Annotated in this window: 11 protein-coding genes; 4 read left to right on the forward strand and 7 right to left on the reverse strand. The window is 71.2% G+C overall.

What is annotated here, in order from left to right; translation table 11 throughout:
* The coding region (locus tag KDK95_RS31105; RefSeq protein WP_212521914.1) for a DUF6325 family protein at positions 1-448 on the reverse strand (448 nt) is incomplete at its 3' end.
* 141 nt (positions 449-589) lie between these two features.
* Between KDK95_RS31105 and KDK95_RS31110 the strand changes: the two genes are divergently transcribed.
* Both KDK95_RS31110 and KDK95_RS31115 read left to right on the forward strand, forming a co-directional pair.
* Entirely contained in the window at positions 590-2872 is a 2283-nt protein-coding gene (locus KDK95_RS31110; RefSeq protein ID WP_212521915.1) for an MMPL family transporter, read from the forward strand.
* Positions 2873-2949: 77 nt separating this feature from the next.
* A complete protein-coding gene (locus tag KDK95_RS31115) occupies positions 2950-3762 on the forward strand; it encodes a hypothetical protein (protein ID WP_212521916.1) in 813 nt (270 codons plus the stop codon).
* A 13-nt stretch (positions 3763-3775) separates the two neighbouring features.
* Here KDK95_RS31115 and KDK95_RS31120 read toward each other — a convergent pair whose 3' ends face one another.
* The 6 genes from KDK95_RS31120 to rhaI all read right to left on the reverse strand — a co-directional run bounded on the left by KDK95_RS31120 (position 3776) and on the right by rhaI (position 11311).
* Positions 3776-4399: a LutC/YkgG family protein gene (locus KDK95_RS31120; RefSeq protein WP_212521917.1), complete on the reverse strand. Its 624-nt coding sequence runs from the start codon at positions 4397-4399 to the stop codon at positions 3776-3778.
* A complete protein-coding gene (locus KDK95_RS31125; protein ID WP_212521918.1) occupies positions 4396-5817 on the reverse strand; it encodes a LutB/LldF family L-lactate oxidation iron-sulfur protein in 1422 nt (473 codons plus the stop codon). The genes KDK95_RS31120 and KDK95_RS31125 overlap by 4 nt, the downstream gene beginning before the upstream one ends.
* A complete protein-coding gene (locus KDK95_RS31130) occupies positions 5814-6530 on the reverse strand; it encodes a (Fe-S)-binding protein (protein WP_212521919.1) in 717 nt (238 codons plus the stop codon). Before KDK95_RS31130 ends, KDK95_RS31125 begins: the two co-directional genes overlap by 4 nt.
* Complete coding sequence (locus KDK95_RS31135; RefSeq protein WP_212521920.1) at positions 6530-8002, reverse strand: rhamnulokinase; 1473 nt, start codon at positions 8000-8002, stop codon at positions 6530-6532. The genes KDK95_RS31130 and KDK95_RS31135 overlap by 1 nt, the downstream gene beginning before the upstream one ends.
* A complete protein-coding gene (locus KDK95_RS31140; RefSeq protein WP_212521921.1) occupies positions 7999-10041 on the reverse strand; it encodes a bifunctional aldolase/short-chain dehydrogenase in 2043 nt (680 codons plus the stop codon). The genes KDK95_RS31135 and KDK95_RS31140 overlap by 4 nt, the downstream gene beginning before the upstream one ends.
* A gap of 103 nt (positions 10042-10144) precedes the next feature.
* A complete protein-coding gene (gene rhaI, locus KDK95_RS31145) occupies positions 10145-11311 on the reverse strand; it encodes an L-rhamnose isomerase (protein WP_212521922.1) in 1167 nt (388 codons plus the stop codon).
* Between the two features lie 296 nt (positions 11312-11607).
* On the opposite strand from rhaI, the gene KDK95_RS31150 reads away from it, so the two are divergent.
* On the forward strand, positions 11608-13137 hold the full coding sequence (locus KDK95_RS31150; RefSeq protein WP_212521923.1) for a sugar ABC transporter ATP-binding protein: 1530 nt from the start codon (positions 11608-11610) through the stop codon (positions 13135-13137).
* Positions 13134-14177 (forward strand): ABC transporter permease, encoded by a 1044-nt coding sequence (locus KDK95_RS31155; protein ID WP_307844816.1) that lies wholly within the window; start codon positions 13134-13136, stop codon positions 14175-14177. The genes KDK95_RS31150 and KDK95_RS31155 overlap by 4 nt, the downstream gene beginning before the upstream one ends.
* Positions 14178-14196 lie beyond the last annotated feature (19 nt).

The following is a 14196-nucleotide window of genomic DNA, read 5'->3' on the forward strand; positions in this document are numbered from 1 at the left end:
CGCCCGGACCCTCCGCGCCCGGACCTTCCGCGTCGAGGGCGTCGAGCGCGGCCATGACGAGCTCGTGTGGAACGGTCTGCCGGTCCACCAGGACGCCGTTGCTGGAGCGCAGCGCCTCGGACAGGCCCATCGCCCACGTGTCCTCCCACACCATGAGCGCCGCGCTGCTGCCTGCGGGGAGCGCATCGGTCAGGTCCGAGATGTCCATCGCACGCAGCATGCCGCTGAACCGCGCGTCCAGGGTGGCGTAGGCGGCCCGCTCCTCGGGCGGCAGCGTCTCGAGCCCGAGGATGCGCAATGTGCCGTCCGGCCGACGCTCGATGAGCGCCAGGTCGATCAGGCGGATCACGCCGCGCTTGATCAGATCGCCGATCGCCGGGACCATCACGCCGCTCATCTCGCTGCCGGGGAAGGTGACGATCGCGTATTCGACGGGGCCTACTTCCACGGCTGCCTCCCAGGTGAACGGCCTTATGGGGTTGCCAGTTCAGTCAAACACCCGGGTGGCCCAGTGGCGCTGTCGGTACCGCCATACGGGCGCAGGATGGGAACCGCGCCTTGTTCTAGCCTCGCTGGTACGGAGCAGCTCATGTCGTCCTCGCCGAAGACCGCGCCCGCGCCGCCGGCCGTGCCGCCCGATCGGCCCAGGCCGGGTCTCCTGCGCAGGCTGGGCGAATTCTCGGCGCGCCGCAGCGTGATCATGATTGTGCTGTTCCTGGCCGGGCTCGGCGTTCTGCAAGGGCTGAACCACTCGTTCGGCGGGACGTACTCGGACGACTTCTCGCTGCCCGGCACCCAGTCGTACGAAGGCGCGCAGGTGCTGGCCCAGCATGCGCCGAGCTTCGGCGGCACCGGCGCGCAGATCGTGATGTACGACCCCAGCGCGCCGCTGTCCTCGGTGCAGAGCCAGGTCGACCAGGCGGTCACCTCCCTGCAGCACCTGCCGCACGTGCTGTCCGTGCAGAGCCCGCTGCCGGGCTCGTCGGCCCAGCAGAACGCCGCCGCGCTGTCCAAGGACGGCAAGACCGGCTACATCACCATCCGCTTCGACGCGAACCCCACGTCGTACGGCGACTCCTACCTGAACGGCATCGACTCGGCGGTCGCGCCGCTGCGCGCGGCCGGCGTCCAGGTCGAGTACGGCGGTCCGCTCGGCGAGCTGGCGCGGCCGAAGGCCGCCGAGAAGACGAGCGAGGCCATCGGGTTCGCGGTGGCGATCGTCGTGCTGCTGATCGGCTTCGGCAGCGTCATCGCCTCGGGCATTCCGCTGCTCACCGCCCTGATCAGCGTCATCGGGGGACTCGCCGTCCTCGGGCTGATCGCGGGCGCGATCGACTTCGCCAGCGTGTCGCCGACCCTCGCGACGATGATCGGCCTCGGCGTGGGGATCGACTATGCCCTCTTCCTGGTCACCCGGCATCGGCAGCACCTGATGGACGGCGACGATCCGATCAGGGCCGCGGGCCGTTCGGTCGCCACGTCGGGCCGCGCGGTGCTCGTCTCCGGCTGCACGGTGATCGTGGCGCTCGCCGGCCTGTACGTCTCCCGCATCCAGTTCATCGGACGCCTCGGCGCCGCCGCCGCGGTCACCGTCGTCACCGCCGTCATCGGCGCGCTGATCCTCGTGCCCGCGCTGCTCGGACTGATCGGGCGCCGGATCGACTGGATCGCCGTGCGCAAGCCGGTCGCGGACCGAGCGCAGGGCGAGGCGGAAGGCCTCGCGCACGGTCCGTGGCACCGCTACGCCCTGCGCGTGCAGCGCCGGCCGTGGTGGTTCCTCGCCGCCGGAGTGATCGTCCTCGGCATTCTGGCCATTCCGCTGTTCTCCATCCAGCTTGGGCACATCGGCGACGGCGCCGACCCGACGACCTTCACCGACCGCCGCGCCTACGACCTGATCGAGACGGGCTTCGGCCCAGGAGCGAACGGCCCGTTCACCGTCGCCGTCGACCAGAGCGCGGTGCCGCAGTCCGACCGCTCGGCGCTCGCCTCGAAGGTGAACTCCGCCCTGGCCAGCGTGCCGGGCGCGGCCAGCGCCAGCCCGGTGCAGGCGGTCGGCGACGGCGAGATCCTGGTGTCCACGGTCATATCGAAGACCTCGCCCCAGGACGAGGCGACCACCGCCCTCTTCAACGACCTGAAGGACAACGTCCTGCCCCCGGCCGTCTCCGGTACCGGCGCCACCGCGTACATCACCGGCACGACGGCCTCGCAGATCGACTTCGAACAGCTCATCGCGAGCCGGCTCGTGCTGATCATCGTGGTCGTGGTCTCCCTCGCGTTCCTGATCATCCTCTGCGTGTTCCGAGGCCCCCTGGTGGCGCTCAAGGCCGCGGTGCTCAACCTGGTCTCGATCGCCGCGTCCTACGGCGTGGTGGTCGCGGTCTTCCAGTGGGGCTGGGGAGGGCCCGCGCTCGGGGTGTCGGGGACGGTGCCCATCGAGAGCTATGTCCCGATGATGATGTTCGCCATCGTCTTCGGACTGAGCATGGACTACGAGGTGTTCCTGCTCTCCCGGGTACACGAGGCCTGGCTGGACACCGGGGAGAGCAGGGCGAGCGTGGCGCACGGCCTGGAGGTCACGGCACGCGTGATCACCTGCGCCGCGCTGATCATGGTGAGCGTCTTCGCCGCGTTCCTGCTCGACAACAACATCGTCGTCAAGATGCTCGGGCTCGGCCTGGCCGTCAGTGTCCTGATCGACGCGACGATCGTCCGGCTGCTCCTGGTGCCCGCGGTGATGACGCTGCTCGGCAAGCGGGCGTGGTGGACGCCGAACTGGCTCGACCGGGTCCTGCCGCACATCGACGCCGAAGGTTCCGACGAGGAGGATCTGCGGCTGCCGAGCGACGAGACGCGGGTCGAGCGCTGAGGGCCGTGCGGGCCGGCGGCATGGTCTGCCGCGCGGCGGGCGGCGGGCTCGCATAAAATCCTGCCGACAACCGCGCGGTGCGCGGGTCTTGCCGGGACGTCGCGGCCGGGACGGTCGCGGTCCGCCACTCCAACCCCCGCGAGCCGCTGACCTCGGCACCCGCCCGGAGGTGGATGATGGTCACCCCCCAAGCCGCCCGCCCCAAGATCTACGACCCCGATGCGCACCCCGAGCTCGCCGAATCCCGGCATGGCCCGCGGCCCTGGCTCGTTCCCCTGCTTGGCCTAATCTTCGTCGTGCTGTTCGGCGTCGGGATCGGCCTGACCTGGTCGATGCCCGACAGCAACGCGAGCCCGCTCTCCATCGTGCTGTACTACAGCGCCCACCAGGGCCAGCTGCGCGCCTCGGCCCTGGTCACCGCGGGGGCCGTCGTCGCCGGGCTGTTCTTCTTCACCCTGCTGCGCGACTACCTGCGCCGCTCCGAGCGCGCGCGTCCGTACGCGACGGTCGCCCTGGCCGGGGCGATCATCTTCGCCGCGGGCGGCGCGCTCTCCGCGGGCATCTCACTGGCGATGGCGGACGTCCCGGACCAGCTGACCGCCGGCGCCGCGCAGACGCTGAACCTGATGAACAACGACCTCACCGGCGGTCTGCTGATCGGCGGTCTGGCCACCATGCAACTCGGCTTCGGCGTCGCGTTCCTGCTCGGCAAGGCCTTCCCGGCCTGGCTCGGCTGGGTCACGATCGCGATCGGCATCGTCTCGCTGGCCGGGCCGCTCGCCTTCATCGGGCTGCTCGCCACCGGCATCTGGGTGCTGATCGTCAGTGCCATGATCTACCCGAAGCTGAAGAACGAGAGCCCGGCGTCGCCGGGAGCGGCCCAGCCGTAGCCGGGCCGCCGGCTCAGCCCAGCAGGATCACGTCCAGGGTGCGCGGACCGTGCACGCCCTCGACCCGGTCGAGCTCGATGTCGCTGGTCGCCGACGGCCCGGAGATCCAGGTCAGCGGACGGCGCAGGTCGAGTTCCGGCACGGCCAGCGGAAGCGAGGGGTAGACCTGGCCGGGCACGCGGACGACGCAGACGTGGTGGTCGGGGACCAGGGTCAGCGCACGCCGGCCCTGGCCAGGACCCGCGTCCAGCACGATCGTGCCGGTCTCGGCGACGGCCAGCGCGCAGCCGGTGATCACGGCGCTCGTCCGGTCGAGCTCCACGGCCGAGAGCGGCGCGTCCGGCCGCACGTCGATCGTCAGAGCACTGAGCCATTCCGCCGGTAGGTCCGCCGGCACCGCCACGCTGGTGTCGCCGTGCTCGGCCAGCAGCCGGGCGACCAGCGCGGGCAGGCCCGCGTCGTCGGCGCGGTGCACGCGCGCCCGGTAGCCCGTCAGGTTCTCCGCGAGCAGCTCGACGAGCTCGGCCGGCTCGCCGTGGTGGTGCCGCTCGGCGTAGTCGCGCGCGATCTCCGGCGGCTCGGGCGCGTTCGCCACGGCGCTGCGGATGCGCTGGAGGATGAGTTCGCGGTCGGTCATCGGTGCTGCTTCCTCCACCACGCGCGGAACGATTCTGACGGGACTTCGGGCAGGTCGCGCGTGTCGCTCCAGGCGGCGGCCGGCCCGAGGTTCAGCGTGCGCGGGTGCAGCTTCCGGGTCGCGGAGGCCGCGCGCTCGGCAGCGGCCAGGGCGGCGGGATGGTCGAGCAGCCAGGTCGCCGCGTTCATCACGGCGCGCTCGGCGCCGTGGCCGGGCTGCTCGACCGCGCGTTCGCGCAGGTGCACGAGAACCTCGGGGATGTCGATCGCGACCGGGCAGGCCTCGTAGCAGGCGCCGCACAGGGACGAGGCGAACGGCAGCGAGGCGTCGACCGGGTTGTCGATGCCGCGCAGCTGCGGGCTGAGGATCGCGCCGATCGGGCCGGGATACACCGAGCCGTACGCGTGGCCGCCGGCCCGCTCGTAGACCGGGCAGACGTTCAGGCACGCCGCGCAGCGGATGCAGCGCAGCGCCTGGCGGCCCACCTCGTCGGCCAGCGTCTCGGTGCGGCCGTTGTCGAGCAGGACCAGGTGGAAGTCGGACGGTCCGTCGCCGGCCGTCACGCCGGTCCACATGGACGTGTACGGGTTCATCCGCTCCGCCGTGGACGAGCGCGGCAGCAGCTGCAGGAAGACCTCGAGGTCCCGCTGCGTCGGCAGCACCTTCTCGATGCCCACCACGGAGATCAGCGTCTCGGGCAGGGTCAGGCACATCCGGCCGTTGCCCTCGGACTCGACGATGACCGCGGTTCCGGTCTCGGCGATGAGGAAGTTCGCGCCGGACACGGCGACCTTCGCGCGCAGGAATTTCTCGCGCAGGTGCAGCCTGGCCGCCTCGGCGAGATCGGCCGGCCGGTCGGTGAGGTCGTCCGGCGCCGGGCGGCCGTTCCTGCCCATCTCCGCGCGGAAGATCTCGCGGATCTCGCTGCGGTTCCTGTGGATCGCGGGGACCACGATGTGCGAGGGCCGGTCGTGGCCGAGCTGCACGATCAGCTCGGCGAGGTCGGTCTCCCAGGCGTCGATGCCTTCCGCGGCCAGGGCCTCGTTGAGCCCGATCTCCTGGGTGGCCATCGACTTGATCTTGACCACCTCGGCGGCGCCGGCCGCCTTGGCCAGCCCGGCGACGATCCGGTTGGCCGCCGCGGCGTCGGCGGCCCAGTGCACGTGGCCGCCCGCCTCGGTGACCCGCTCCTCGATCTGCAGCAGGTACTCGTCGAGGTGCCGCAGGGCGCGGTCCTTGATCTCCTTGCCCGCCTGCCGCAGCTGCGCCCAGTCGTCGAGCTCGGATACGGCCCTGGCCCGGCGGGTGCGGATCGTGTTCATGGCCCGGTGCATGTTGCCGCGCAGCCGGCCGTCGTGCGTGGCCGTCTTCGCGGCCACGGGGAAGCTCGGCATGCCGAGGTACGTGCCGCCGCTCATCGGGCGACCTCCTGCTCGGTCGAGGCGAGGATCTCCGCCAGGTGCACGGGACGCAGGGCGGAGCCGGAACGGCGCATCAGGCCGCCGAGGTGCATCAGGCAGGAGTTGTCGGCGCCGCACAGCACCTCGGCGCCGGTCTCCTCCGCGTGCGCGACCTTGTCCGCGCCCATGGCCGCGGAGACGTCGGGGTTCTTCACCGCGAACGTGCCGCCGAAGCCGCAGCACTCGTCCGCGGCCGGGAGCTCGAGAAGCGTCAGGCCCCTGACAGCCTTCAGCAGCCTGCGCGGCCGCTCGCCGAGGCCGAGCATGCGCAGGCCGTGGCAGGACGGGTGGTAGGTCACCGTGTGCGGGTAGTACGCGCCGACGTCCTCGACACCGAGCACGTCCACCAGGAACTCGGTCAGCTCCAGCATCCGCGGCGCCAGCTCGGTCGACTTCACGTCGATCCGCGGGTAGTGATTGCGGACCATCGCAGCGCACGAACCCGACGGGGTCACTACGTAGTCGTACTCGGCGAGGGTGTTCACCATGCGTGTGACCAGCGGCTCCACCTGCTTGCGGTAGCCGCTGTTGTACTGCGGCTGGCCGCAGCAGGTCTGCGCCTGTGGGAAGTCAACCTTCACGCCGAGGCGTTCGAGCAGCCGCACGGTGGCGATCGCCGTGCTCGGGTAGAGCGCGTCGTTGACGCACGTGGCGAAGAGGGCGACGCGCATTAGCGGTTCACCCGCTTCGCTGCCGAGTCCCACGCCGCACGGGCGCCGGACGGCTCATAACGCGCGGAGCCCTGCGTGCGGGCCACCAGTTCGCGCATCGAGGCCCGGTCGCCGATCACGCCCTGGGCGCGCGCCTGGATCAGCACGTTGCCGAGAGCCGCGCCTTCCGCCGGACCCGCGACGACCGGCAGGCCGCACGCGTCGGCCGTCAACTGGCACAGCAGCGCGTTGCGGGCGCCGCCGCCGACGATGTAGACGATGTCGACCTCCGTGTCCGAGAGCCGCTGCGCGTCCTCGATGGCCTTGCGGTGGGCCAGCGCGAGCGAGTCGAGGATGCACCGCGTGATCTCGCCACGGCTCGCCGGGACCGGCTGGCCGGACGCGCGGCAGGCCTGCGCGAGGCGATCGGCCATGCGGCCGGGCGCGAGGAAGACCGGGTCCGCGGCATCCACGACCGAGCGTAGCGCCGGCACGGCCGCCGCCTCGGCGAGCAGCGGCGCGACGTCGGTGACGCCCCAGTCGCGCATGCACTCCTGCAGCAGCCACAGGCCCATGATGTTGCGCAGGTACCGGACCGTGTCGTCGATGCCGAGCTCGTTGGTGAAGTTCGCGGCGCGGCTCTCGTCCGTCAGCACCGGAACATCGAGTTCCAGTCCGGCGAGCGACCAGGTGCCCGTGCAGATGTACGCGAAGCGCTCGCCGGCACGCGCCGGCACGGCCGCGACCGCGGAGGCCGTGTCGTGCGAGGCGACCGTCGTCACGGCGACCGGACCGGCGAGCCCGGTGGCCTCGAGGATCTGCGGCAGTAGCTCGCCGGCCGCGTCCCCGGGAGAGCGCAGCGGCGGGAAGACGCTCAGGTCGATACCCGCGGACAGCGCGACGTTGTACGCCCACGCCCGCGTCAGTGGGTTGACGAGCTGCGTGGTCGAGGCGTTCGTGATCTCGGTGCCCTGACGCCCGGTCAGCCAGTACGTGATCAGGTCCGGGATCAGCAGGACCCGCTCGGCCGCCGCGTACTGCGCGGTGCGGGAGGCCGCCATCAGCTGGTACAGGGTGTTGAAGGGTGCGTACTGGACGCCCGTGGTTCCGTACAGGGCGGCCTGGCTGATCATGCCGCGGAGCCGCTCGGCCATGCCCTCGGTCCGGGTGTCCCGGTAGTGCACGGGGTTGCCGATCAGCTCGCCCTCGGCGTCGAGCAGGCCGTAGTCCACGGCCCAGCTGTCGACGCCGACCGACGCGAGTGCGCCGTCGGCGAGCCTGCCCGCCTCGCGCAGTCCGTCCAGCACGCCCTGGTAGAGCGAGAGCACGTCCCAGTGCAGGGTGGACCGGACGCGCACCGGCAGGTTCGCGAACCGGTGCGCCTCGGTGAGTTCGAGCGTGTCCGGGCCGACGCGGCCGACGATGACGCGCCCGCTGGACGCGCCGAGGTCGACCGCGGCGTACGCGCTGTCCTTGATATCGCTGCCGCTCATCGGAGGAAGGCCGCCGCCACGCCCGCGTCGACGGGGATGTGCAGGCCGGTGGTGTGGGTGAGCTCGCCGCCGGTGAGGGCGAACACGGCGTTGGCCACGTGCTCGGGCAGCACCTCGCGCTTGAGGATGGTGCGCTGGGCGTAGAACTCGCCGAGCTTGTTCTCCTCGATGCCGTACGTCGCCGCGCGCTGCGCGCCCCAGCCGCCGGCGAAGATCCCGGAGCCGCGGACGACGCCGTCGGGATTGACGCCGTTGACCCGGATCTGGTGCTCGCCGAGCTCGGCCGCGAGCAGCCGGACCTGGTGCGCCTGGTCGGCCTTGGTGGCCGAGTAGGCGATGTTGTTCGGGCCCGCGAAGACGGAGTTCTTGGACGCGATGTAGACGATGTCGCCGCCGAGCCCCTGGGCGATCAGAACTCTGGCGGCCTCGCGGGAGACGAGGAAGGAGCCGCGGGCCATGATGTCGTGCTGCAGGTCCCAGTCCTTGGCGCTGGTCTCCAGCAGCGGCTTGGAGATCGAGATGCCGGCGTTGTTCACGACGAGGTCGACGCCGCCGAAGGCGAGGACGGCGGCGTCGAACGCGGCCGCGATCTGCGCCTCGTCGGTGACGTCGACCGCGACGGACACGGCCTTGTCCGGCCCGCCGAGCTCTTCGGCGACGGCGGCGGCGTTCTCCGCGTCGAGGTCGGCGATCACGACGCAGGCGCCCTCGGCGACCAGCCGGTGCGCGATGGCCTTGCCGATGCCCGAGCCGGCACCGGTGACGAGTGCGACGCGGGCGGCCAGGGCCTTCGGCTTCGGCATGCGCGCGAGCTTGGCCTCCTCCAGCGCCCAGTACTCGATGCGGAATTTCTCCGACTCCTCGATGGGGGAGTAGGTCGAGACGGACTCGGCGCCACGCATGACGTTGATGGCGTTGACGTAGAACTCGCCGGCCACGCGCGCGGTCTGCTTGTCCTTGCCGTAGGAGAACATGCCCACGCCCGGGATCAGGATGATCGCCGGGTCGGCGCCGCGCATCGCGGGGGAGTCGGCGTCCGCGTGGCGCTGGTAGTAGGCCGCGTATTCGGCGCGGTACTCGGCATGCAGCTCCTTCAGCCGCGCGATCGCGTCCTCGATCGGGGCGGTGGCGGGCAGGTCCAGGACCAGCGGGCGGACCTTGGTGCGCAGGAAGTGGTCCGGGCACGAGGTGCCGAGGGCGGCCAGCCGCGGGTGCTCGGCGCGCGCGGCGAAGTCGAGCACGACCTCGGAGTCGTTGAAGTGGCCGACCTGCGGCTTGTCGGCGGAGGCGATGGCGCGCAGGTGCGGGGCGAGGGCGGCGGCGCGGGCGCGACGGTCTGCCTCGGGAAGTGCCTCGTAGCCGGGCAGGACGGCGCCGAAGGGCTCGGGGCGGCCGCGTTCGGCGAGGAAGGCCTCGGCGGTGCGGATGATGCGCAGTGAGTTCGCCTCGCACTCCTCGCTGGTGGCGCCCCACGCGGTGATGCCGTGCCCGCCGAGGATGCAGCCGATGGCCTCGGGATGCGCGGTCTTGATCGCGGAGATGTCCAGGCCGAGCTGGAAGCCGGGGCGGCGCCAGGGCACCCACACGACGGCGTCGCCGAAGCACTCGGCGGTCAGCTTCTCGCCGTCGGCGGCGCACGCGAGCGCGATGCCGGAATCGGGGTGCAGGTGGTCGACGTGCGCGGCGTCGACGAGTCCGTGCATCGCCGTGTCGATCGACGGGGCGGCCCCGCCCTTGCCGTGCAGGCAGTAGTCGAACGCCGCGACCATCTCGTCCTCGCGCTCGACGCCCGGGTAGACGTCGGCGAGGGCGCGCAGCCGGTCGACGCGCAGAACGGCCAGGCCGGATTCCTTGAGCGTGCCGAGGTCGCCGCCGGAGCCCTTGACCCACATCAGTTCGACGTCGCTCCCGGTCACCGGGTCGCGGTCCAGCCCCTTCGCGGAGGTGTTGCCGCCCGCGTAGTTGGTGTTGCGCGGGTCGGCTCCGAGCCGGTTCGAGCGCCGCAGGAGTGCTTCCGCGATGTCATTGGTGCCAGGCATGGGGCTGGGCCCTTCGATGGTCTCGATCGGTTGGATTGGCTTGTGGATGCGGGCCGCGCCGACCCTCAGACGGCGCGGCCCGCGGTCGTGCGGCGGGTGGGGGTCAGGCGCCCCAGCCGGCTTGGGTGCCGCCGACGCGGTCGGCGATGATCTTCTCGGCGTGTCCGGTGGCGGCGTAGGCGGCCAGGGGGTCGGGGTTCAGGCCCATCTCCTGGCGGACTTCGGCGAGCAGGGGGCGCACGTCGGTGTTGTAGGCGTCCATGAGTACGGCGTTGGCGCCGAGGACGTCGCCGGCGGCCTGCGCGGCGCGCAGCGCGTCGAGGTCGACGAGCAGGGCCTTGGCGGTGGCTTCCTGGACGTTCATCACGGAGCGGATGATCGCCGGGATCTTGGCCTCGATGTTGTGGCATTGGTCGAGCATGAACGCGACGCCGTTGGCCGCATCGAGGCCGCCGTTCTTGGCGACCTCGTGCAGGATCCGGAAGAGCTGGAACGGATCGGCCGCGCCGACCATCAGGTCGTCGTCGGCGTAGAAGCGGGAGTTGAAGTCGAAGGCGCCGAGCTTGCCCTCGCGCAGCAGGAGGGCGACGATGAATTCGATGTTGGTGCCGGGGGCGTGGTGGCCGGTGTCGACCACGACCTTGGCCTTGGGGCCGAGTTTGAGGCAGTGGGCGTAGCTGGTGCCCCAGTCCGGCACATCGGTGGTGTAGAACGCCGGCTCGAAGAACTTGTACTCCAGCACCATGCGCTGCTCGGGCCCGAGCCGGGCGTAGACCGCTTGCAGGGCTTCGTGCAGGCGGTCCTGGCGGGCGGTGATGTCGTCCTGGCCGGGGTAGTTGGTGCCGTCGGCGAACCAGAGCTTGAGTGCGGTGGAGCCGGTGGCGTCCATGACGTCGACGCATGCGAGCAGGTGGGCGATGGCCTTGCGGCGCACGGCGGGGTCGGGGTGGCAGACGCTGCCGATGCGGTAGTCGTCGTCCTGGAAGGTGTTGGAGTTGATCATCCCGATGCGCACGCCGAGGTCCTCGGCGTGCGCGCGCAGCTTGCCGTAGTCCGGGACGGTGTCCCAGGGGATGTGCAGCGAGACCAGCGGGGCCACGCCGGTGGCGGCGTGCACCCGGGCGGCGTCGGCGAGCTTCTCGAACGGGTCGCGCGGCACGCCTTGCTGGGCGAAGACCTTGAACCGGGTGCCCGAGTTCCCGTAGCCCCACGACGGGGTCTCGATCACCTGGGCCTTCAGCGCCGACTTCACGGCGGGAATATCAGACATGCTCACTCTTCTCATCGCGCCGCGTGCCGGGACGGGTCGCCTTGGAGCGTGAATCGTTTCAGCAAATAGGGAGGCTACCCGGCGCGATGGAGGCCGTCAAGGCTCGGTTCGGCGTCGTTTGTAACCAGATTTGAACTCGTTTCATTAGTGTTCAGGACCGCTGGCTGAACGTCAACCTGCAAAAACGTGAGACAAGCCTTGACGCGCCCCGTGGGTCGGGCTAACCTCGCCGCAATTCCTCTGAAACCTTTCACGTTCCGTCGACGTCGACGGAACCTCTAGCTCAGGAGTCACGCATGACGGTCCCTGACCCGGGTTCCCGGGTTCCGGTGCTCGCGCTCGAGGGGGTGAGCAAGTCGTTCGGTGCGGTGCGCGCGCTGCGGGGGGTGTCGCTGGAGTTGTTCGGCGGTGAGGTGCACGCGTTGGCCGGTGAGAACGGCGCCGGGAAGTCGACGCTGATCAAGGTGCTGGCGGGCGTGCATCGTCCGGATGCCGGTTCAGTGCTGCTCGACGGGTCGCCCCTGGAGTTCGCGGGTCCGGCGGACGCCCGGGACGCGGGTGTGGCGGTGATCTACCAGGAGCCGACGCTGTTTCCGGATCTGTCGGTGGCGGAGAACATCTTCATGGGCCGTCAGCCGCGCCGGTCGCTGGGCCGGGTGGATCACCGGGGGGTGCGTGCGGCGGCGTCGGCGTTGTTCGCGCGCCTCGGTGTCGTGATGGATCCGGATCGTCCCGCGCGCGGTTTGTCGATCGCGGATCAGCAGTTGGTGGAGATCGCCAAGGCCCTGTCGTTCGACGCCCGCGTGCTGATCATGGACGAGCCGACCGCGGCGCTGACGGGCAGTGAGGTGGCGCGCCTGTTCTCCGTGGTGCGCACGCTGCGGGAGCAGGGCGCGGCGGTGCTGTTCATCTCGCACCGGCTGGAGGAGGTCTTCGAGCTGTGCCAGCGGGTGACCACGCTGCGGGACGGGGCGTGGGTGGCGAGCGAGCCGGTGGAGGGTCTGACGGAGTCGGACCTGGTCGAGCGGATGGTCGGGCGCACCCTGGACGAGCTGTATCCCAAGCAGGCCGCGGAGGTCGGCGAGGTCGCCCTCGAGGTGAGCAGGCTGACGCGCGAGGGTGTGTTCACCGACGTGAGCTTCACGGTCCGCTCCGGCGAGATCGTGGGCCTGGCGGGCCTGGTCGGCGCCGGGCGCAGCGAGGTCGCCCGCGCCGTGTTCGGCGTCGACAGGTGGGACGCCGGCAGCGTGAAGGTGTCCGGCCGGGAGTTGCGGCCGGGTTCGCCGAGTCTGGCGATGGCGGCCGGGATCGCGCTGGTGCCGGAGGACCGGCGGGCGCAGGGCCTGGTGATGGAGATGACGATCGAGCGCAACATCGGGCTCTCCGGCCTGAAGGAGACCTCGAAGGCCGGCCTGATCTCCCGTCGCGCTGAGCGCGACCGGGCGGTGGACTGGGCGACGAAGCTGCAGGTGAAGTACGCGCGCCTCGGCGACCTGGTCGGCACCCTCTCGGGCGGCAACCAGCAGAAGGTCGTGCTGGCGAAGTGGCTCGCCACCAAGCCGAGCGTGCTGATCGTGGACGAGCCGACGCGCGGGATCGACGTGGGCACGAAGGCGGAGGTGCACCGGCTGCTCTCCCAGCTGGCGGCCGAGGGTGTCGCGGTGCTGATGATCTCCTCGGACCTGCCGGAGATCCTCGGCATGGCGGACCGGGTGCTGGTGATGCACGAGGGCCGGATAGCCGCCGAGATCCCGCGCGATCAGGCGTCCGAGCAGTCGGTGATGGCCGCGGCCACCGGCGTGAGAACGAAGGGGAGCGCGTCGTGACCGCGACTCTTGAACCCGTGCACGTGGCCGCGCCGGCGCCGGCCTCGCTGCTGGACCGGGTGCTGCGCATGCGCGAGCTGGCCATCCTCGCCGTGCTGGTGGTGATGCTGGCCGCGACGCAGGTCGACAACGGGGCGTTCCTGTCCGAGCAGGGCGTCAAGGACCTGCTTTTGAATGCGACGATCCTGGTGCTGGTGGCGGTCGGCGAGGCCGTGGTGGTGATCAGCCGGAACGTGGACCTGTCGGTCGGCTCCGTGCTCGGGGTCGCCGCGTTCGCCGCCGGCGACTACATCCAGGGCGGCGGCAACCCCGCAGTCGCCCTGCTGATCGCGGTCGCGGTCGGCGCCGTGTTCGGCGTACTCAACGGCCTGCTGGTCGGGGTCGGGCGGGTGCCGGCGCTGGTCGTCACCCTCGGCACCCTCTACATCATCCGCGGCCTGGACTCGGTGTGGGTCGGATCCCGCGAGATCACCGCGAGCCGGCTCTCCCCGGGCTTCGTCAGCTTCGGCCACGACGGTATCTGGGCGATCCCGTACCTCGGCATCCTGGCCGCGGTCGTGCTCGTCGCGGTGGCCTACTACCTCAGGAACTACCGCAGCGGCCGGGAGTTCTACGCCGTCGGCTCGAACCCGCAGGCCGCCGACCTGGCCGGGGTGCCCACCCGCAAGCGGGTGCTGGGCGCGTTCGTGCTCTGCGGCGCCCTGGCGGGCCTTGCGGGCGCGCTGTACCTGGCCAGGTTCGGGTACGCGGACGCCTCGACCGGCACCGGCTACGAGCTGACCGTGGTCAGCGCCGTGGTCGTCGGCGGGGTGGGCTTCACCGGCGGCTCGGGCAGCGTGTACGGCGCGGCGCTCGGTGCGCTGCTTTTGACCTCGATCAACAGCGTGCTGCCCGCGGTCGGGGTCAGCTCGGTGTGGGTGGAGGCGATCGACGGGATCCTGCTGCTGGCGGCGATCTCGGTGGACCGGTTCATGGCCCTGCGCGTGGCCGGGCTGCTGCGCCGGCGGGCCCGAGAGGCGAGGAGCGCCGAGCATGCCTGACACGACGACGACCCCCGCC

The sequence above is a fragment of the Actinospica acidithermotolerans genome, assembly GCF_018139625.1.
Taxonomy (GTDB): Bacteria; Actinomycetota; Actinomycetes; order Streptomycetales; family Catenulisporaceae; genus Actinospica; species Actinospica acidithermotolerans.

Excerpts from the sequence above, each read along its gene's own strand:
- KDK95_RS31110 (WP_212521915.1), top strand. The coding sequence starts at position 590 with ATGTCGTCCTCGCCGAAGACCGCGCCCGCGCCGCCGGCCGTGCCGCCC.
- KDK95_RS31120 (WP_212521917.1), bottom strand. The coding sequence starts at position 4,399 with ATGACCGACCGCGAACTCATCCTCCAGCGCATCCGCAGCGCCGTGGCG.
- KDK95_RS31125 (WP_212521918.1), bottom strand. The coding sequence starts at position 5,817 with ATGAGCGGCGGCACGTACCTCGGCATGCCGAGCTTCCCCGTGGCCGCG.
- KDK95_RS31130 (WP_212521919.1), bottom strand. The coding sequence starts at position 6,530 with ATGCGCGTCGCCCTCTTCGCCACGTGCGTCAACGACGCGCTCTACCCG.
- KDK95_RS31135 (WP_212521920.1), bottom strand. The coding sequence starts at position 8,002 with ATGAGCGGCAGCGATATCAAGGACAGCGCGTACGCCGCGGTCGACCTC.
- KDK95_RS31140 (WP_212521921.1), bottom strand. The coding sequence starts at position 10,041 with ATGCCTGGCACCAATGACATCGCGGAAGCACTCCTGCGGCGCTCGAAC.
- rhaI (WP_212521922.1), bottom strand. The coding sequence starts at position 11,311 with ATGTCTGATATTCCCGCCGTGAAGTCGGCGCTGAAGGCCCAGGTGATC.
- KDK95_RS31150 (WP_212521923.1), top strand. The coding sequence starts at position 11,608 with ATGACGGTCCCTGACCCGGGTTCCCGGGTTCCGGTGCTCGCGCTCGAG.